Raw genomic sequence first — 17,549 nt, 5'->3', positions numbered from 1 at the left:
CGAGCCGAGGAGGCGGGGCGCCACGGCGTCCCGCCTTTCGTGCTGAGTCAGGGCAACAGATTCCGGGGCTCACGAGGCCGCCGGAAGCACACATTTAGGTACCAATGACAACACTGATTGAGGCGCCGCCAACCGACGCCGACGGGCTATTGCCGTCAAAGAAGAAGTCGTCCGGCGGGGGACTGGGCCAATACATCCTGATCAGGTTCCTCCTGATTTTTCCAACCATCCTGATCCTGGTCACGATGGTGTTCTTCCTGATGCGGATCACCGGTGATCCCATTACTGCCGCGCTGGGCGGGCGGCTCCCGCCCGAACAACTGGCTGAGCGGATCACTGCGGCCGGCTATGACCGGCCGATCCTCGTGCAGTACTTCGAGTACCTCGGGCAACTGATGACCGGCAATTTCGGCACCACCTTGTCGGACAACCGGCAGGTGACGGAGATGCTGACCACCTATGGTTCGGCCACTCTCGAACTGACCATCAATGCGCTGCTGGTTGCCCTCGTGGTGGGCATCCCGCTCGGCATGATTGCCGCGCACCGCCGCGACAAGGCGCCCGACGCCGTCCTGCGTATCTTTGCGATCCTTTGCTACGCCACGCCGGTCTTCTTCTCCGGACTGCTGTTCAAGCTGACCTTCGCGGTGTGGCTGGGATGGCTCCCCGTAGCCGGGCGGGCCAAAACATCCAGCGAACTGGAGCTCACAGCGCTGCAGGCACCCACCGGCATTTACTGGCTGGACGCCCTCCGCAGCGGCAATATGGCTGCACTGGCCGACGTCACGGCCCATGCGGTGCTGCCGGCCCTCGCGCTCGGGCTGCTGACGGCGGGCATCTTCCTGCGGCTGGTCCGTACCAACGTCATCGGCACGCTCGGCAAGGACTACGTGGAAGCCGGCCGTTCACGCGGAGTCAGCGAATTCCGCCTGGTGACCAAGCATGCCTACAAACCGGCTCTCATTCCCATCATCACCGTGATGGGACTGCAGATCGCCGTCCTGCTCGGCGGCGCCGTGCTGACCGAGACAACCTTTGAATGGAAAGGCCTGGGCTTCCAGCTGGCCACCTACCTGACGGCCCGTGACTTCGTGGCTGTCCAGGGCATCGTGGTCCTCCTCGCAGTGATCGTGGCCGTGACCAACTTCATCGTGGACATCGTCGCCGCGCTGATCGACCCCCGCGTGAGGTACTGACATGAGCACCGATTCCCTGGCAACTGCCTACAAGGACCCGCGGGCCTCGTGGTTCGGCCGCCTGCCCGTGGTCTCACATTTCAACAAGAGCGTCGGATTGCAGCGCGGAATGCTCGTCACCGGTCTTGTCCTGACTGCCGTCTTCCTGCTCACCGCCATTTTCGCGCCGCTCATCGCCCCCTACGGCTTCTCGCAGATTTCCGACGCCGACGGCGGGTTCCCTGCCCAGCAGGCGCCGGGCGGAAAGCATCTCTGGGGCACCACCGTGGGCGGCTATGACGTCTTTTCCCGGGTTGTCTGGGGTGCCCAGACCGCCGTCATGGTGATTGTTGTTGCCGTGGTGATGTCCATCTTCATCGGCGTGGTCCTGGGCCTGGTCAGCGGCTACATCGGCGGCTGGCTGGACCGGATCCTCGTGGTGATCGCCGACGCCGTCTACGCCTTCCCGTCCCTCCTGGTGGCCATTGTGATGGCCATCGTCATCAGCGGCGGCAGGTCCAGCCTGTGGGGCGGCATCGTGGCGGCGGCAATTTCCATCACCGTGGTGTTCATCCCGCAGTACTTCCGGGTGATCCGGGCCGAAACCATCCGTCTCAAGGCCGAGCCTTTCGTGGAGTCCGCGAAGGTGGTGGGAGCGTCGAATGTCCGGATCATGAGCCGGCACATCTTCAAGAACGCCACCCGCACCCTGCCGCTGATCTTCACGCTCAACGCCTCCGAAGCAATCCTTACCCTCGCCGGCCTGGGTTTCCTGGGCTTCGGCATTGAGCCGACGTCGGCGGCAGAGTGGGGCTTTGACCTCAACAAGGCCCTGGCTGACACCACCTCCGGCATCTGGTGGACCGGCGTGTTCCCGGGCCTGGCAATGGTGCTGACCGTCCTGGGACTAACGCTCGTCGGCGAGAGCATCAACGACCTCAACGACCCGCGGTTGCGCGGACGCAAGAAGGCAGCGTCCGGCAAGGGCGGTCCGGATTCCACCGCAGGCGCGCAGGCGGCGCTCCGAGCAGAAGTGAGCAGTTCATGACCATCAACATCGACAAGCGCAGCACAGGGCCGGTCCTGGATATCGACCACCTTAAGGTCACGTTCGCCACCGATGCCGGTGACGTGTACGCCGTCAAGGACGTCAGCCTTGAGGTCAATCCGGGCGAAGTCGTGGCAATTGTCGGCGAATCCGGTTCGGGCAAGACCGTGACCGCCAAGACCATCCTGGGACTGCTTCCGGAGACGGCCATCAGCTCCGGTGCGGTCCTGATTAACGGCAACAACGTGATCAGCGTCAGCCCGGCCAAGCTCCGGCAGATCCGCGGCAGGGACGTCGCCATGGTTTTCCAGGAGCCGTCCACCGCACTGAACCCCGTCTTCACCGTCGGGTGGCAGATCGCCGAAGGCATCCGTGCCCACGCCGACGGCAAAGGCGGCCGGGTATCCGCCAAGGAAGCCAAGTCGCGCGCCGTCGAAGCCCTCCGGAAAGTGGGGATCCCGGACGCCGAAAAACGGGTGGATTACTATCCCCACCAGTTTTCCGGGGGCCAGAAGCAGCGTGTCGTCATTGCCGCCGCGCTGGCACTCAACCCTGGCCTGATCGTTGCCGACGAACCCACAACAGCCCTGGATGTCACGGTCCAGGCGGAGATCCTCCAGCTCCTGAGGGACCTGAGGGACAAGTACGGCACCTCGATCGTGCTGATCACGCACAACATGGGCGTGGTGGCGGATCTGGCCGACCGGGTAGTGGTGATGTACCAGGGCGACGTCGTCGAGGAGGCCACGGCCAAGGTCCTGTTCGCCGAGCCGAAGCAGGACTACACGCGGAAACTCCTGGCCGCCGTTCCCCACCTGGGCAGGAATTCTGCGTCCCGGGGAATGACGACGCGGGCCCATCAGGACCGAAAGGTCCTGGTGGAAGCCAAGGGACTGACCATCGAATACCCCGGAAGGCTCGGCAGCCCCGGCTTCAAGGCCGTGGACGGCGTGAGCTTCACGCTGTCAGAAGGCGAGGTGTTCGGCCTCGTCGGTGAATCGGGGTCCGGCAAGACCACCATCGGACGCGCCATCGCCGGCCTCAACCGCACCACCGGCGGCAGCCTGAAGGTGCTGGACTACGAGATGCTGAACCTCAAGGAGCGGACGTTCAAGCCCCTCCGCAAGGAGATCGGGTTCGTGTTCCAGGATCCCGCAGCGTCCTTCAACCCGCAGCTGACCATCGGCGACTGCGTTGCCGAACCGCTCATCATCCACAGCAATCCCACGCCCGCCCAGGCGCGGAAGCGCGTCGGTGAGCTCCTCGAGTCGGTGCAGCTGCCGGCGTCGTACGCTGACCGGTTCCCGCACGAACTGTCCGGCGGACAGCGCCAGCGTGCGTCATTGGCCCGGGCCCTGATCCTGAACCCGAAGCTGCTGATCGCCGACGAACCGACGTCGGCTCTGGACGTTTCGGTCCAGGCCGTGGTGCTGGAGCTGTTCAAGGACATCCAGCAGGAGTTCGGGTTCGCCGCGCTGTTCATCAGCCACGACCTCGCCGTCGTGGACATCCTGTCCCATTGGGTCGGGGTGCTTTACAAGGGCAAGCTCGTGGAACAGGGGCTGGGCACCCAGGTGATGGGTACGCCGCAGCACGACTACACGCGCAGGCTTATCGCGTCGCTGCCCGTGCCTGACCCGGAGGAACAGGCCAAGCGCCGGGAAGCGAACCGTTCGCTGCTCGCCGGCTAGCCCCTTCCGGTCGTGAAGATGCCCGCTGCCCCTTCCGGGCAGCGGGCATTTTCGTCGGCCGCTTAACACGCCACAGGGAATCGGCAGGGTGCCCATAGACTGGAACCATGACCGAGCAGAACCAAGATTTTCCGGACGCCGAATCCTACGACCCCTCAGCCAGCTCATTGGCCGGACAGGTGGACCCATCGGTCATGGCGGAACTGCTGTCCATCCGGTCCAGCATTGACAACATCGACGCCACGCTGGTCTTCCTGCTGGCCGAACGGTTCAAGGCCACGCAGAAGGTCGGTTTCCTCAAAGCCGCGCACCGGCTGCCCGCAGGGGACCCGGGCCGCGAGACCGCCCAGATCGCCCGCCTGCGCCGCCTCGCCGAGGAAGCCCACCTCGATCCGGCGTTTGCGGAGAAGTTCCTGAATTTCATCATTGGCGAGGTCATCCGGCACCACGAAGCCATTGCCGAGGATCACCAGGCCGCGGAGAACAACGGAACGGCTACCGGCCAGCCGCTGCGTTCCACGCCCGCACCGTCCACCGCCGTCGACGCCTAGGCCATGCCGGAGTCGCAGGTAACTGCCACCGCCCTCGGGCCCTGGCCCGGTGAGGACCCGGTGGAAGCCACCCGGATAGTGCGCGGCGAACTAGGCAGCCCCCACCTGCCGTTCCTGGTGGAGCTGCCGGAACGCGGTGTCGGCTCCGATGCCCTCGGCAGGACGGCGTCACTCCTGGTGGACCTGCCCGTCGATGTCCAGCCCCACGGATGGCGGATCGTTGATCGTCCCGGCAAGGACGTCATGCGGGCCAAGTCGGCACTGTCCACGGACATCAACGTCCTTGCCGACGTCGCCGGTACGGAAGAAAGTCCTGCACGTGATTTCAAGGTTCAGCTGCGTGGACCGCTCAGCCTGGCCGCAGGACTGCACCTGCACAGCGGTGAACGGGCCTTGCTCGACTACGGCGCCCGGCGGGATATCGCCGAATCGCTGGCAGCCGGCGTCGGGGACTTTCTGGCCCGGGTCGCCACTGCCGTTCCCGGTGCCCGGCTGGTGGTCCAAATCGATGAACCGGATATTGCTGCTGTCCTCGCCGGCACCATCCCCACGTCCAGCGGCTACCGCACCCTGCGCGCCGTTCCCGGTCAGGAAGTGACGGAGGCGTGGCGGCTGGTCATCGACGCGATCAGGAACGCCGGCGCCGCGGAAACGGTCATCGCGGTGGCCGAGATCGAGGCGCCGTTCGAACGCATCCTCTCCTCAGGAGCCGACGGGATTGCCGTCCCGCTGAAGGCGCTCACCTCCCGCCAGTGGGAACAGCTCGCCGGTGCGGTAGAGGCTGGAAAGAGCCTGTGGGCCGGTGTCGTGCAGGTTGGCAGCCCCGGCGCCGCCCTGCCGCGCGTCCAGGAGGCCGTGGAGAACGTGTGGCGGCCCTGGCGCCAGCTGGGTCTTCCGGCTTCCTCGCTCGGCTCGATCCGGGTGATGCCGTCCGAGGGCCTGGCCGGGCATACGCCGTCGTCTGCGACTGCCGTGCTGACCCGCCTCACCCAGGTGGCGGACGGGCTCAACCAGCTGGCGCTCGGCTAGAGGCGGCTCTCCCACCGGTCCGGCCGGGCGTAGCCGGGGAGATGGCCCGGCCCCGTTGCGCCGCCGGGGTAGGAGCGGAGCCTGTAGTCGAAGCTCCCGGCATAAACCAGCACGAGTCCCAGCTGGGGCTGGATCACCTTGACCTGGATCCGGTGCTTGCCCTGCGTTCCGGCGGACGGTTCCCACCACTGCTCCGCGTAGGCCTTGGCGTCCAGGGCCGCCGGCAGGGGGATACGCAGGGGACCCAGGAACAGCCGGGATGCTTCGGAGACGCCGCGCAGCCTGCCTTCGGCGGTCACGCTGAGGTTGAGGTCCGTGACCAGGCGCCGGTAGCGGCCGACGTAGTCCACCAGCCCCGGGGTGCTGCGGGACTCGTCAAAGCTGGTGGTGTCATGGAACAGCCGTGTGCGGCCGGGAAAGTGGATTTCGCGCCTGGCGGTGAGGCTCGATCGTCCGAACGGATCGAGGTGCGCGTGGTTTTCGATCCGGAACGGAACGCCCTCACCGTATTCCGGGAAGAACGCCTCCTCCCCGGTGGTAAGCCGCAACAGCGGACGCAGCCACTGCTGCCGGCACCCTACGACGTCGAACACCCCGTCGCCAACGCCGTATTGGCCTGAACCGGGAGCGAGCGAAAAGTACTCCTGGAGTTGAGGCTGCAGGCGGGCAAAGTCGCCGCCCAGGGCACGTTCATAGATGGGCGTGTTCACGGTAGCCTCCCGGTTTTCGACACATCGGTCATAATTTTCCCGCCGCTTTCAGGCGGATATACGCGTCGGCCAGTGCCGGCGGCAGCTGATGGGGCTCGGCGTCCACCACTTCAACGCCCATCTGGCGCAGCTGGATGGCCACTGCCTCTCGTTCCAGCAGTGCGCGTTCGGCGGCCGACGCGCGGAACACCTCCGCCGCCGTCGCGCGTTCCATCTGCATCGTACCGAGCATCGGGTCCCGCACTGAGGCAACCACCACAACGTGCTGCTGCGCCAATTGCGCTGCCATCGGCAGCAGTCCCTCTTCCGGCGCGCCGCTGTCCAGCGGGGTCAGCAGCACCACCAGCGAGCGGTGCGCGGAAATCTTCCGGATCTGGCCCGGAACCTGGCTCCAGTCCAGCTCAATGAGCTCCGGTTCCAGCGGCGCCATGGCCTGCACAAGCTGACCGAGCAGGTTGCCTTTTGACGCGGATCCGGCCCGTCCCCGGGTGCGCCGGTCAAAGGCGAAAAAATCCACGCGGTCACCGCCGCGTTCCGCGAGGACCGCCAGCAGGAGGGCCGCCTCGATCCCGGTGTCGAGGCGGGGTTCGTCGTCGATCCTCGCCGCGGCAGTCCGCGAGGTGTCCAGCATGATCACCACGCGCCGGTCCCGTTCGGGACGCCAGGTGCGGACGACGACGGCGGACCGCCGTGCGCTGGCGCGCCAGTCAATGGAACGCACGTCATCCCCGCGGACGTAGTCGCGGAGGGAATCGAACTCGGTGCCGGCACCCCTGATCTGGACCGCCGCCTTTCCATCGAGCTCGCGCAGCCTGCGCAGCTTGGACGGAAGATGGCGGCGGGAGTGGAACGGCGGGAGCACCCGCGCCGCGCCGGGACAGGGGAGCGTCCGCTGCCGCGCGGCGAGCTGCAGCGGGCCCAAGGCGCGCAGGGTCACATGCGGTGCCTTGAGGTCGCCGCGCCGGGAAGGGCGCAGCGTCACCTTCATGCGCCGCCGTTCACCGGCCGGCACGTTGATGCGCTGGCGTGGATTCTGCGCACCGGCGGACGGCTGCCAGGCGTCCCGCACCAGGGCCCGGAGGGAGCGCGAACCAGTGTTCCCGATGGTCAGGACGGATTCGCAGCTGCCCGTCAGCGTGACATTGCCGGGGAGCGCGCGGTCTAACGTGATCCTCCGGAGCGAGGCTGCCAGGGCGAGATCCAGCAGCAGCAAAGCGCACAGCACCGCGCAAACCAGCAACACCGTGCCCCAGCCGGGATACAGCATTACAGGCACCAGCCCCGCCAGCGCCAGAAGTACGAACCGTCCGGAAATGGCCATGTCGTCAGCGCGGCACGGGAACAGTGGCCAGGATGCTGGCAAGGACGCCGTCAACGTTCACGCCGTCCATCTGCGCTTCCGGCTGCAGGGCAACGCGGTGGCGCAGGCAGGGGAGCGCCAGGGCTTTCACGTCATCCGGTGTGACGAACTGCCGGCCGGACAGCCAGGCCCATGCGCGGGCGGCGCTCAGCAGGGCAGTTGCGCCGCGCGGGGAGACGCCAAGCTGGAAGGACGGTGCCGCCCGGGTGGCCCTCGCGATGTCAACGATGTAGGCGGCCACCTCCGGCGCCACCTCCACGGCAGCCACTGCCTGCCGCGCTTGCTCCAGTTCGGCCGCTCCCGCGACGGCGCGGACGCCGGCGGCGGCCAGGTTCCGCGAGTCAAAGCCCGCCGCATGCCTGCGGATGACTTCGATTTCGTCGGCGCGTCCCGGCAACGGCATCGCGAGCTTCAGGAGGAAACGGTCCAGCTGGGCCTCAGGCAGCGGATAGGTCCCCTCGTACTCCACCGGGTTCTGCGTGGCTGCGACGATAAACGGCACGGGAAGCTGCCGTGAGACGCCGTCCGCCGAAACCTGGCGTTCCTCCATGGCCTCCAACAGCGATGCCTGCGTCTTTGGCGGTGTCCTGTTGATCTCGTCCGCGAGCAGGATATTGGTGAAGACAGGGCCCTCGCGGAAGCTGAACTCTGAGGTACGGGAATCGAAAACCAGCGAGCCGGTAATGTCCCCGGGCATCAGGTCCGGAGTGAACTGCACGCGCTTGGTGTCCAGGCTGAGGGCGGCGGACAACGTGCGGACCAGGAGGGTCTTGGCCACGCCGGGAACCCCTTCCAGCAGGACATGCCCGCGGCACAGCAACGCGATCAGCAGCCCGGTGACCGTTGAGTCCTGGCCCACGACCGCCTTGGCGACCTCATGCCGTACATCGAGCAGGGCCTGGCGGACGGGATCGGTGCCGGGTGTGGCCTCCGCCGTCGCCAGGGCGGGACCCCCGGGGCCGCCCTGCGTGAATCCGTTGGTCTGCTCACTCATCGGGCGGTTACCTCTTTCTCTAGTGATTCCAGCTGCTGGGCCCAACGGACCAGCCCGCTCTCCGTTCGGGGACGGGCCTCCAGCACCTGGGCCATCTCCTCAGGAGTGCGGCCAAGGTGCCGTGCGGCGCCGTGGACAATTGCCGTGGACTCAGCGTCCGGTCCCAGCCGGAGGAACCGTGCGAGCCGGACCAGGGTTCCCGCCCTGAGGTTATCGGCGGCGCGGTCCACGGCGTGCGCGTCATGGTACAGGCGGGCGCGGCCCTCGGCGGTCTCCACGGCCTTGACTACAACCGGAAGCGGTTCGAAGACCAGGGGTCCCAGCCGCCGTCCCCGCCAGAACATCGCCAGCACCGCAACCAGGGCAAGCCAGGGGCCGAGGAACGCCACCCACGGCGGAGCCAGTTCGTCCAGGGTCTTCGGCCGGTCCTCAACCGTGACGTCGGCGATTCCGGGGAGGTACCAGACCAGATTGTCCGAGGCGCCCAGCGTCCTGAGCGCCAGCGCCGCATTCCCATGTTCGTCCAGCAGGCGGTTGCTGATCATCTGCGCGCTTCCCAGCACCACCAGGCGGCCCTCGTCGCTGCTCGCATAGATGCCGCCCAGCCCTTCGACGGGTTGGTAGCAGATACGGTCGGCCTCGTAGAGATACGCAGACTCCGCCGTGACAGCCCCGGCGGCAGCAGGATCGTCCAGCACGCAGCCGGGTTCCAGGGTCGAGACTCCTTGCGGTACAACGCCCGCCGGGGCGATGCCGGCGTCGAGGGCGCTGAGCGTGTTCAACCGGGGCGTTACCACCACAAGTCTGTCCGTGGCCCGCTGCAACGCCTGCAGCTGCTCACGGTCCAGGTAGCCGTTCCGATCGTAAAGCAGCAGTGTGGCACCCCTCCCGCGAGGTTCGGCACGGTCCAGCGCGGATAGTGTGGCGGCCAGGGTGTCCGTCTGGCTGACATCCACACCGTGGTTTCTCAGTATTTCGGCAGCGGCCCTGGCGCCCTCGGGAGCGGCGTTGCGCGTGGAGAGGGGATCGTTGTCCCCCCGGGGCGAGAGCTGGGCCAGGATTGTCAGCCCTACTCCCAGGGAGAACACCAGAATGAGCACGGTCCACGTCCGGTGCCGTCGGATCCACTCCGTCAGGGCGCGCCCCGCACCTCCGGCCGCGGCGGGGGACCCGGCCGGTGCGGGCGGGTTCTCGGACTCGAGCAGGGCGGTCATTGCGGCAGCGCCAGTCGGTCCGCTGCCGGCCTGCCGAAGTCGGGCTTTGCTGCTTCGAGGAGGCGGTCCAGGGCCTGCATTTGCGCGTGGTCAGCGGCGGAGGCCCCGGCGCTGCCATACCTCACGGCGTCGAAGACACCCGCCGCCCGCCGGAGCTCAGCCGCGTGGCTGCCAAAGGCGCCCGCCAGCTGTCCGGCCACCTCGTCCGCCGTCCGGCCGGGCAGCGGGTCGATCACCGTGCGGTCCTCCGCGGACCGGACGATGGCGCGGAACTGTTCGACGACGGCGGTGCGCCACTCGGCACGCGCTGCCGCCGCTGCCGCCAGCCGACGGTACTCGCCCGGGGTGATGGATGGATCGACGTCGACGTCGTCCACGGCCGCGCGCCGGCGCCGGGCGTTCAGCCGGGGGCGCGCGAGGAGGATCGCCGCAGCAATAAGGACAACGATTGTCACGCCGATGACGGGTAGGGCCACACCGCTGTCCATGGCGGGGTCGCCACTGCCCAGGGATCGAAGCCATTCAGTGAACTGCCGCCACAGATCGGTCAGCCAGTCGGGCTGCGCATTCTGGTAGACGGGCTTGGCGAGCTCTTCGACGGCCCACTGGCGGGCTTCCTGCCTGTCGGGGTCCACCGGAGCCTCGGTCTGCGCGCGGCCTACCTCATCAAGCACTGTTCCCGGCAGGGAGGCCGCATCGAACAGGGAACGCCGGCTCATCCTGCGCCCGGCGGTGGCCGATAGCCTGGCGGCGGCCCGTAAGGGGGCTGGCCGGAATGGGGCGGCGGGCCGTAGGGCGGTGGGGGACGATAGCCGGGCGGGCCGTAAGGGGCTGGCGGACCGTAGGGCTGCTGGCCTTCATGGAGATGGTGCCAGCTTCCGGAGGCCGGATATCCCGCGGAGTTCAACTCCGGTGCCACACCGCGCCCGGGGACGCCGTCGGCGTCGTTTCCTGATTCGAGCTGCCGCTGGAGGGCGAGGTCCAGGCCCTCCTTGCGCATGCGGAGGTCCATATACAAGAGGCCCATCACGGACGTTTGGAAGGCGTATCCGACTGCCCCGATGAGTGCGGTGACGATGATCGAAGCGATCCCGAGGCCGGCATCGAGGGCACGCTGTCCGTCGTCGTCGCCGTGCGGCGCGATGACTGAGGAGAGCCCCCCGGACGCCAGGCCGAGGGGGATCAGGACGATCTGGCCGATGATACCGATGAGGAGGGACGTAACCAGCACGATGCCGAAGATCCGCCACCAGTTGCGCCGGGTGAGATGCCAGGATCTGCGCAGGCCATCGAGGACGTCACGCTCCTCGACGACAATCGCCGCCGGCGTCAGGAGGAATCGGATGGAGAGCCACACGACGGCCAGCATGCCGCCGAGGAACAGGGGGACAAGGATCAGTGCCGACGATCCGCGCATGGAATCCACCAGAAGCACAGTCGCGCCCACCAGAACGACGCCGAAGGTTATGAAGGCGAGTATCTGGAGCCCGCCGAGCGCGAGCAACGATCCGATGCTCGACCGTGACAGCGTCCACATCTTCTTGAACCCGGTGCGCCAGTTAAGGACCGACCGTGCCACGGGAACGGCCATCACGCCCTGCAGCACAATGGAGATAAAGAAGGACACGAGTCCCAACAGGGCGGCCCCGATAAGGAGGCCGATACCAAGGCCGACCATTTCAGGCGGAGCCATGCCTGACACCCACGCCCCGATCGAGTCGCCGCGCGACTCGGTCTCTGCCACTAGGACCTCACCGACGACCGTCGCCAAGGTCTGAGCCAGAAGCGCCGCACCCAGCATCGCGGCGGCGTTGCGCCTGATGGTCTGAAACGAACCGTCAAGGATTTCGCCGAACGAGAGGGGTCGCAGGGGAACAATGCCTGGCTTTGGCGGGGCTACGTACTGCGGCTGATGGAGACCCGGCTGCTGCCCGGAGTAGGGGGACCCCCACGGAGGCTGTCCGCCATAGCCGGGTGATGCGTTCCACTGCGGGGGTGAGTTCCACTGCGCAGGCGCATCCCAGGGGCGTGGCTGCACCGGCTGCGGCTTACCCTCCCAGGGCTGCGCGTTCGGATCCTGCTCTGACAACCTGTTCCTCCCCACAAGACGCTGTCCGCGAGACGCCCGGCGTGAACTCCCGCCGGGTATCTCAGGACCGGCAGTGTCGTGCACTGTCCGGCCGCTCCCAGCCTATAGTTTTGCCGGCAGGCCTCATAGCTTCCGGCTGATTCTTCCCGCTGTGGCGCCGGTCCGCTTCCCGAACCAGCCCCCCTAACTGCAGGTGGCCGCGCCATGCCGTGTCGGCCGTCAACGGGACAAAGCCCATTCAATAGGCGAATATATAACTATGAAGGCACGCATTCTGGTAGTGGACGATGACGAGGCGCTGGCCGAGATGATCGGGATTGTCTTGCGCAATGACGGTTTCGAGCCGGTCTTTTGCGCAGACGGCGGGCAGGCGCTGGAAGTCTTCCGTTCCTCCAAGCCGGATCTTGTGCTTCTGGACCTGATGCTCCCCGGTGCGGATGGCATCGAAGTATGCAGGCAGATCCGCGCCGAGTCGGATTCACCCATCGTCATGCTCACCGCGAAGTCGGACACCTCGGACGTGGTCCGCGGCCTGGAGTCGGGTGCTGACGACTACGTTCCCAAACCCTTCAAGCCCGCCGAACTGGTGGCACGTGTCAGGGCCCGGCTCCGGCCCGGTGACCAGAAGGCGCCTGAAACACTGCGAATTGCCGACATCACCATCGACGTGGCCGGCCATTTGGTGAGCCGGAACGACGAACGCATTTCGTTGACGCCGCTCGAGTTCGACCTGCTCGTAGCCCTGGCCCGCAAACCGTGGCAGGTCTTCACCAGGGAACTCCTGCTGGAACAGGTCTGGGGATACCGCCACGCCGCGGATACGCGACTCGTGAACGTCCACGTCCAGCGGCTGAGGTCGAAGATCGAGCGCGACCCCGAAGCCCCCGAAGTAGTTTTGACGGTCCGTGGTGTCGGCTACAAAGCAGGTTCCTGAACCGTCCAGCGGCGAAGCCGGCCATGAGCCGGATGTTGCCCGGCCCCAAAAAACGGAGCATGGCCACGTCCACGGCGCTCCGGAACATACTGACGCCATGGCCGGGGTGTTCTCGGAACTGCCGTTCCGAACCCGTATCTGGTTCCGCCGCGCCCGGATCGTAGGATTGCGGGTCCTTCGGCTCGTCCGGACCGGCCTGATCCGGCTCCTGCCCGGGGTCCGGTTCCTGCTGCGTGCGTTGCACCGGCGCTGGCGCCGGTCCCTCCAGTTCCGCACGGTCCTCACCACTCTCTTGCTCTCTATCGGTTCATTCGCCGTTGTCGGTGCCTACCTGTCGAACCAGATCGCCAACAACCTGTTCCAGGAACGGCTGACCCAGGCGGAGTCGGAGACGCTCTACCACGTAAAACAGGTCCAGGACACGTTCGACGGGGCCCAGGTCACCGATCAATCCAGCGTCATTACGCTGGTCTATGACACCCTCAACGCCGTTGAGGGGCGGGGAAACGTCATCCAGCGGCGGTATGTGTTCGAAGCGATGCCGGAGCAGACGAAGCCCCGCAACCGCTGGGTGGAGTCGCGGGCCTCGGACCAGCTCACCATCAGCGTGATCCCGCCGGAGTTGCGGAAAGCCGTACAGGAGTCGGGGAAAGACCAGTTCTGGGCATCCACCGAATTCCCGGTGGGCACGGAGGACCGGCCGGGTATTGCCGTGGGCAACAAGGTCACGTTCAACGGCACCGTGTACGAGCTGTACCTTATCTACGACCTGAATACCGCGCAGAAAACCCTGGATGAAATCCAGAACGTCCTGCTGGCCGGCGGGGCTGTCCTGGTTCTCATCATCGGTGCCATCGCGTGGTACGTGACCCGGAACGTGGTCAGCCCGGTCAGCCATGCGGCAGTAGTGTCGGAGAAACTGGCGGCCGGGCAGCTCCAGGAACGCATGGTGGTCAAGGGCGAAGACGAGGTGGCACGGTTGGGCGCATCATTCAACCACATGGCCGCCAGCCTGCAGGAACAGATCACCCAGCTGGCAACGCTGTCCCAGATGCAGCAGCGTTTCGTCTCTGATGTGTCCCATGAACTGCGCACGCCCCTCACCACGGTGCGGATGGCGGCGGAAGTACTGTACGACGCACGGCATGATTTCGACCCCATCAACAAGCGCTCCGCCGAGCTGCTCTACAACCAGGTGGAGCGGTTCCAGTCACTGCTGGCTGATCTCCTGGAAATTTCCCGCTTCGACGCAGGCGTGGCCGTACTCGACGCCGAACCCACCGATATCCTGCAACTCCTCACGAATGTCGTCGAGGACGCTCAGCCCGTCGCGGCGGAGTACGGCTCGGAAGTCACCATCAATTCGCAGGAAGAGAGCGTCGTCGTGGAGATGGACGACCGGCGCATCGAGCGGATCCTCCGCAACCTTGTGCTGAACGCGCTCGAACACAGTGAAGGGAAACCGGTCAACATTTCCGTAGCTGCCAACGAAACCGCCGTCGCCGTCGCCGTCCGTGACCACGGCATCGGAATGACGCAGGCCGAAGCCGCGAGGGTTTTCGACCGTTTCTGGCGGGCAGACCCCGCCCGGGCACGGACCACAGGGGGTAGCGGGCTGGGCTTGTCCATCGCCGCGGAAGACACCAAACTCCACAATGGATGGCTCCAGGCCTGGGGCAACAAGGGAACGGGATCCAACTTCAGGCTGACGCTTCCGCTGAGGCAGGGCGAGGCCATCTCCAAGTCGCCGCTCCTGCTGGAACCTGCCGACGTCGAATTGCCTGGCGGAGCGGGGCAGGGCACCATGCTGCTTCTTGACAGTGTTGCTCCGCCCGAAGGCGGAGGGATCAGTGCCTTCGCGGGGCCGGCTGTGCCGGGGCCGGCCGCGCCCGACTCTGCCGCGCCGGGGCCGAAGCCCGCTGCGGGCCGGGAAGAAGCGAAATGATCGTCGGATCACGCCGCTTGCGCGCCCTGGTCGCGGCGCTGATGACAGCCTTGCTCCTGTTGCTGACCTCGTGCGCCCAGATTCCGCGCTCCGGACCCGTCGGTAAAAGCACTGATGAGAGCGCGGGCAAGCCAAACAACGCCCCAGTGTTCTTTCCGGTGGCGCCGCGTGAAGGCGCCGGACCTGATTCCGTCATCGAAGACTTCTACCTCGCCGGCAGTGGCTACGAAGACGACTATGCCGTGGCGCGGGAATACCTGACACAGGCGGCCTCAGTAGCCTGGAAACCGGACCAGCGCACCCTGGTTTTCCGCTCAACGAGGGTGGTCCGTACCGGAGTCGAGAACGTCTACAACTACGAACTGGATGTCGCCTACTCGGTCGACGCGGACGGGATCGCCACGCAGTTCCCCGAAGGCACCAAGGAGAACATTCCCGTCACTCTCACGCAGGTGGACGGGGAATGGCGAATTTCGGCGGTTCCTGACGGCATCGCCATCCCCGAGCAGACGTTCAAGGTGATTTACGGCGCCTACCCCATCTATTTCTACGATCCCGGCTACACCTACGCTGTGCCCGACGTCAGATGGTTCAACAAGAAGAAGACGGTCAAGGCGATGACCAGCGCTTTGCTGAGCGGCCCTGCCCCGTACCTCAAGGGCGCCGTGGTCAGCGCCTTCCCATCCGGGATGAAGCTGACGCGGGAGTCCGTTCCCGTCGTCTCAGGCGCAGCCCAGGTGGACCTTTCGGCCAAAGAACTCGTGGAAGCCTCCAACGAGGACAGGCTGAGGATGCAGACCCAGTTGGCCCTCACCTTCCGTGGCCAGCCGGATGTCGTCAACGTGGAATTGCGGGCAAACCAGGACCTCGTGCGTGTCGAGGACAACGGGTCCGTGCTGCCTCCGGTCCGGGACAAGAATGTCCCGGCCCGGCAGATTGCCGTGAACGACGGCCAGCTGGTCAGGTACGAGAACAACCGTATTTCGCCGTTGCCGGATATCCAGCCGGTGGGGGCCCTCGGTCCTGTTTCCCCTGCCGAATCGCCGGTTTCACAGTCGGTGGCGTTCCTCAACGGCAGCCGGACCACGTTGTACTCGATCGTGCCCGGCCAGCCCGCGCGTGCGCTGACCACACGGTCCACCCTGACTCATCCGTCGTTCGGCCAGCAGGATTGGGTCTGGACGGCCGGCCCCGGAGCCAACGGTGCCACGGAAGTACTTGCCTACCGGCCCACGGGTGTTACGGAAGGAGCCGCCGTGCCTACAGTCACGCTGGCCCCTGCCTGGCTTGCCGGACGCACAGTCAAGGAGTTCCGCATATCGCGTGAAGGGGTGCGTGCCTTGGTGATTTCGGAGCAGAACGGGAAGACCCGCGTGCAGGTAACGGGCATCGTGCGCAATGCCGACGGCACGCCCCGGGACCTGACAGCGCCGACGACCTTGCTGACGGACCGGCAGCCGGACCAGGGCGTCTGGGTCAGCGACACCACCGTGGTGGTTATGAAGGCGTCGGCCACTGACAACGTCACACCGGAACTGCTCTCCCTGGCATCAACGCAGACCCAGCAGCTGGCACCTTGGCCAGGGCTTACGGCGATCAGTGCAGGCAACGGGCCGGAAGAAATTTTCGGACAGTCTGCTGACGGTATATTCCAACGACTCGGAAACGGCTGGTCGCCCCAGCTGCAAGGGCCTGTGGATCCGTCTTTCCCCGGCTGACGTCGCGCCACGCCCACCACCATGGCTGCATCCGACGCTCCGTGCGTCCACATCAGCGGGCACGTACGCAGTGGCGCCCGTCCACATAGGCGGAACTGTCCACATAGGCGGATGGGGGGCTGCTGCCGGGGGTATCCGGAGAGGCAGCCTTGATGATGTGATGAGAAGCTCCGATCCGGATCTTGAACCGGCCGCCCCCACGCCGGCGAAGCACCGCAGCGACTTTGCACAGTGGTGGATGCGGGCCGCGGATGGTGCAGCGGACGCCGGCCGCGAGCTACTGGCGCTCGCCGCCCCGGTGGAATGCGTCTGTTGCGGGACCGAAGACTTCTCCCTGTGCGGCCACTGTGAGCGGGCGGTGCGTGTGCTCACAAGAACTCCGTTCCGGGCTGAAGGGCAGGCACCTGCCCTGATGGACGTGAACGGTTCGGTGATCCTGCCTGTCGTGGCGGCGGGGGTTTACCGCGAGGAGCTCGCTCAAGCCGTGCTCTCCTTCAAGAAACACGGCCAGGGCCAGCTCGAATCTGTGTTGGCCAAAGCGCTGGGACGGGCAATTAAAGGGGCCGCCGGGACGATGTCGGGATTCTGCCTGGTACCCGTTCCCACAACCAACAGCGCGTTCAGGAGGCGTGGTTTCAGCCCCGTGCATCTCATGCTCCGGAACCTGGCCAGAAGCGGGACCCTTGGGGCGGGGTGCACCGCCAGCGTACTCCGCAAGGAAGGCATCCTTACGCAGGGAGCCTGGGCCGCCGCCGGGTTGCCTGAACGCCTCCAGACGCTGGTTCCGGCGCGTGCCGTGGCCGGAGGGCAGAAAGGCCTGGGACGCGGCGCCCGCGTCAGGCGTGTCCGTGGCTCCATGCGGGCAAGGCCAATGCTCCTTGCACCGGACATCAGGGGGCGCAGGTGCATCCTGGTGGATGACGTCCTTACCACCGGTGCCACGCTGGCGGAAGCGGCGCGGGCAGTGCACCAGGCGGGAGGCGTGGTGGTGGGTGCCGTCGTTCTTGCGGCGACACGCCCGCCCGACGTCGCTGATCCGCCGGCTGTTCCCGGCGCCAGCCCGGCGAAGGGCGGCTGACTTGGAAAAAAAT

General features: G+C 66.4%; 15 protein-coding genes. 9 read left to right on the top strand and 6 right to left on the bottom strand.

Going from position 1 to position 17,549, the window contains the following annotated elements; translation table 11 throughout:
- Positions 1 to 104: 104 nt before the first annotated feature.
- The 5 genes from RW112_RS02390 to RW112_RS02370 all read left to right on the top strand — a co-directional run bounded on the left by RW112_RS02390 (position 105) and on the right by RW112_RS02370 (position 5,494).
- Positions 105 to 1,196 (top strand): ABC transporter permease, encoded by a 1,092-nt coding sequence (locus tag RW112_RS02390; RefSeq protein WP_317780257.1) that lies wholly within the window; start codon positions 105 to 107, stop codon positions 1,194 to 1,196.
- Between the two features lies 1 nt (position 1,197).
- The gene (locus tag RW112_RS02385) at positions 1,198 to 2,223 is read left to right on the top strand and encodes an ABC transporter permease (protein WP_317780256.1); all 1,026 of its coding nucleotides are present in this window, start codon (positions 1,198 to 1,200) and stop codon (positions 2,221 to 2,223) included.
- Positions 2,220 to 3,914, top strand: a complete 1,695-nt coding sequence (locus RW112_RS02380) for an ABC transporter ATP-binding protein (RefSeq protein WP_317780255.1) — start codon at positions 2,220 to 2,222, stop codon at positions 3,912 to 3,914. The genes RW112_RS02385 and RW112_RS02380 overlap by 4 nt, the downstream gene beginning before the upstream one ends.
- Before the next feature lie 107 nt (positions 3,915 to 4,021).
- A complete protein-coding gene (locus tag RW112_RS02375; protein ID WP_317780254.1) occupies positions 4,022 to 4,465 on the top strand; it encodes a chorismate mutase in 444 nt (147 codons plus the stop codon).
- A gap of 3 nt (positions 4,466 to 4,468) precedes the next feature.
- The gene (locus RW112_RS02370) at positions 4,469 to 5,494 is read left to right on the top strand and encodes a hypothetical protein (RefSeq protein ID WP_317780253.1); all 1,026 of its coding nucleotides are present in this window, start codon (positions 4,469 to 4,471) and stop codon (positions 5,492 to 5,494) included.
- Here the strand turns inward: RW112_RS02370 and RW112_RS02365 are convergent.
- From RW112_RS02365 to RW112_RS02340, 6 genes are read right to left on the bottom strand one after another with little or no spacing between them, the layout of a single operon-like run.
- Positions 5,491 to 6,204 carry a DUF4166 domain-containing protein gene (locus RW112_RS02365; protein WP_317780252.1) on the bottom strand — a complete coding sequence of 238 codons (714 nt, stop codon included), beginning with the start codon at positions 6,202 to 6,204 and terminating at the stop codon, positions 5,491 to 5,493. The genes RW112_RS02370 and RW112_RS02365 overlap by 4 nt on opposite strands.
- A 28-nt stretch (positions 6,205 to 6,232) precedes the next feature.
- Positions 6,233 to 7,525 (bottom strand): DUF58 domain-containing protein, encoded by a 1,293-nt coding sequence (locus tag RW112_RS02360; RefSeq protein WP_317780251.1) that lies wholly within the window; start codon positions 7,523 to 7,525, stop codon positions 6,233 to 6,235.
- Positions 7,526 to 7,529: 4 nt separating this feature from the next.
- Positions 7,530 to 8,558, bottom strand: a complete 1,029-nt coding sequence (locus RW112_RS02355) for a MoxR family ATPase (protein WP_317780250.1) — start codon at positions 8,556 to 8,558, stop codon at positions 7,530 to 7,532.
- A complete protein-coding gene (locus RW112_RS02350) occupies positions 8,555 to 9,772 on the bottom strand; it encodes a DUF4350 domain-containing protein (RefSeq protein WP_317780249.1) in 1,218 nt (405 codons plus the stop codon). The genes RW112_RS02355 and RW112_RS02350 overlap by 4 nt, the downstream gene beginning before the upstream one ends.
- Positions 9,769 to 10,491: a DUF4129 domain-containing protein gene (locus tag RW112_RS02345; RefSeq protein ID WP_317780248.1), complete on the bottom strand. Its 723-nt coding sequence runs from the start codon at positions 10,489 to 10,491 to the stop codon at positions 9,769 to 9,771. The genes RW112_RS02350 and RW112_RS02345 overlap by 4 nt, the downstream gene beginning before the upstream one ends.
- A complete protein-coding gene (locus tag RW112_RS02340) occupies positions 10,488 to 11,861 on the bottom strand; it encodes a glycerophosphoryl diester phosphodiesterase membrane domain-containing protein (RefSeq protein WP_317780247.1) in 1,374 nt (457 codons plus the stop codon). Before RW112_RS02340 ends, RW112_RS02345 begins: the two co-directional genes overlap by 4 nt.
- A 259-nt stretch (positions 11,862 to 12,120) precedes the next feature.
- Between RW112_RS02340 and mtrA the strand changes: the two genes are divergently transcribed.
- The 4 genes from mtrA (at position 12,121) to RW112_RS02320 (ending at position 17,536) form a co-directional block, all read left to right on the top strand.
- On the top strand, positions 12,121 to 12,795 hold the full coding sequence (mtrA, locus tag RW112_RS02335) for an MtrAB system response regulator MtrA (protein ID WP_043482640.1): 675 nt from the start codon (positions 12,121 to 12,123) through the stop codon (positions 12,793 to 12,795).
- Positions 12,796 to 12,892: 97 nt separating this feature from the next.
- Positions 12,893 to 14,740: an MtrAB system histidine kinase MtrB gene (gene mtrB, locus RW112_RS02330; RefSeq protein ID WP_317780817.1), complete on the top strand. Its 1,848-nt coding sequence runs from the start codon at positions 12,893 to 12,895 to the stop codon at positions 14,738 to 14,740.
- Positions 14,737 to 16,458 (top strand): LpqB family beta-propeller domain-containing protein, encoded by a 1,722-nt coding sequence (locus RW112_RS02325; RefSeq protein ID WP_317780246.1) that lies wholly within the window; start codon positions 14,737 to 14,739, stop codon positions 16,456 to 16,458. The genes mtrB and RW112_RS02325 overlap by 4 nt, the downstream gene beginning before the upstream one ends.
- 160 nt (positions 16,459 to 16,618) lie before the next feature.
- On the top strand, positions 16,619 to 17,536 hold the full coding sequence (locus RW112_RS02320; RefSeq protein WP_317780816.1) for a ComF family protein: 918 nt from the start codon (positions 16,619 to 16,621) through the stop codon (positions 17,534 to 17,536).
- The last annotated feature ends 13 nt before the right edge of the window (positions 17,537 to 17,549 follow it).

The organism is Arthrobacter sp. B10-11 (genome assembly GCF_033142195.1).
GTDB classification, from domain to species: domain Bacteria; phylum Actinomycetota; class Actinomycetes; order Actinomycetales; family Micrococcaceae; genus Arthrobacter; species Arthrobacter oryzae_C.
This window is presented reverse-complemented; position numbering and strand designations above follow the sequence as displayed.

Bases quoted from the DNA above. Each gene is read 5' to 3' on its own strand.
- RW112_RS02380 (WP_317780255.1), top strand. From the start codon at position 2,220: ATGACCATCAACATCGACAAGCGCAGCACAGGGCCGGTCCTGGATATC.
- RW112_RS02320 (WP_317780816.1), top strand. From the start codon at position 16,619: ATGAGAAGCTCCGATCCGGATCTTGAACCGGCCGCCCCCACGCCGGCG.
- mtrB (WP_317780817.1), top strand. From the start codon at position 12,893: ATGGCCGGGGTGTTCTCGGAACTGCCGTTCCGAACCCGTATCTGGTTC.
- mtrA (WP_043482640.1), top strand. From the start codon at position 12,121: ATGAAGGCACGCATTCTGGTAGTGGACGATGACGAGGCGCTGGCCGAG.
- RW112_RS02325 (WP_317780246.1), top strand. From the start codon at position 14,737: ATGATCGTCGGATCACGCCGCTTGCGCGCCCTGGTCGCGGCGCTGATG.
- RW112_RS02385 (WP_317780256.1), top strand. From the start codon at position 1,198: ATGAGCACCGATTCCCTGGCAACTGCCTACAAGGACCCGCGGGCCTCG.
- RW112_RS02390 (WP_317780257.1), top strand. From the start codon at position 105: ATGACAACACTGATTGAGGCGCCGCCAACCGACGCCGACGGGCTATTG.
- RW112_RS02375 (WP_317780254.1), top strand. From the start codon at position 4,022: ATGACCGAGCAGAACCAAGATTTTCCGGACGCCGAATCCTACGACCCC.
- RW112_RS02370 (WP_317780253.1), top strand. From the start codon at position 4,469: ATGCCGGAGTCGCAGGTAACTGCCACCGCCCTCGGGCCCTGGCCCGGT.
- RW112_RS02355 (WP_317780250.1), bottom strand. From the start codon at position 8,558: ATGAGTGAGCAGACCAACGGATTCACGCAGGGCGGCCCCGGGGGTCCC.
- RW112_RS02350 (WP_317780249.1), bottom strand. From the start codon at position 9,772: ATGACCGCCCTGCTCGAGTCCGAGAACCCGCCCGCACCGGCCGGGTCC.
- RW112_RS02360 (WP_317780251.1), bottom strand. From the start codon at position 7,525: ATGGCCATTTCCGGACGGTTCGTACTTCTGGCGCTGGCGGGGCTGGTG.
- RW112_RS02345 (WP_317780248.1), bottom strand. From the start codon at position 10,491: ATGAGCCGGCGTTCCCTGTTCGATGCGGCCTCCCTGCCGGGAACAGTG.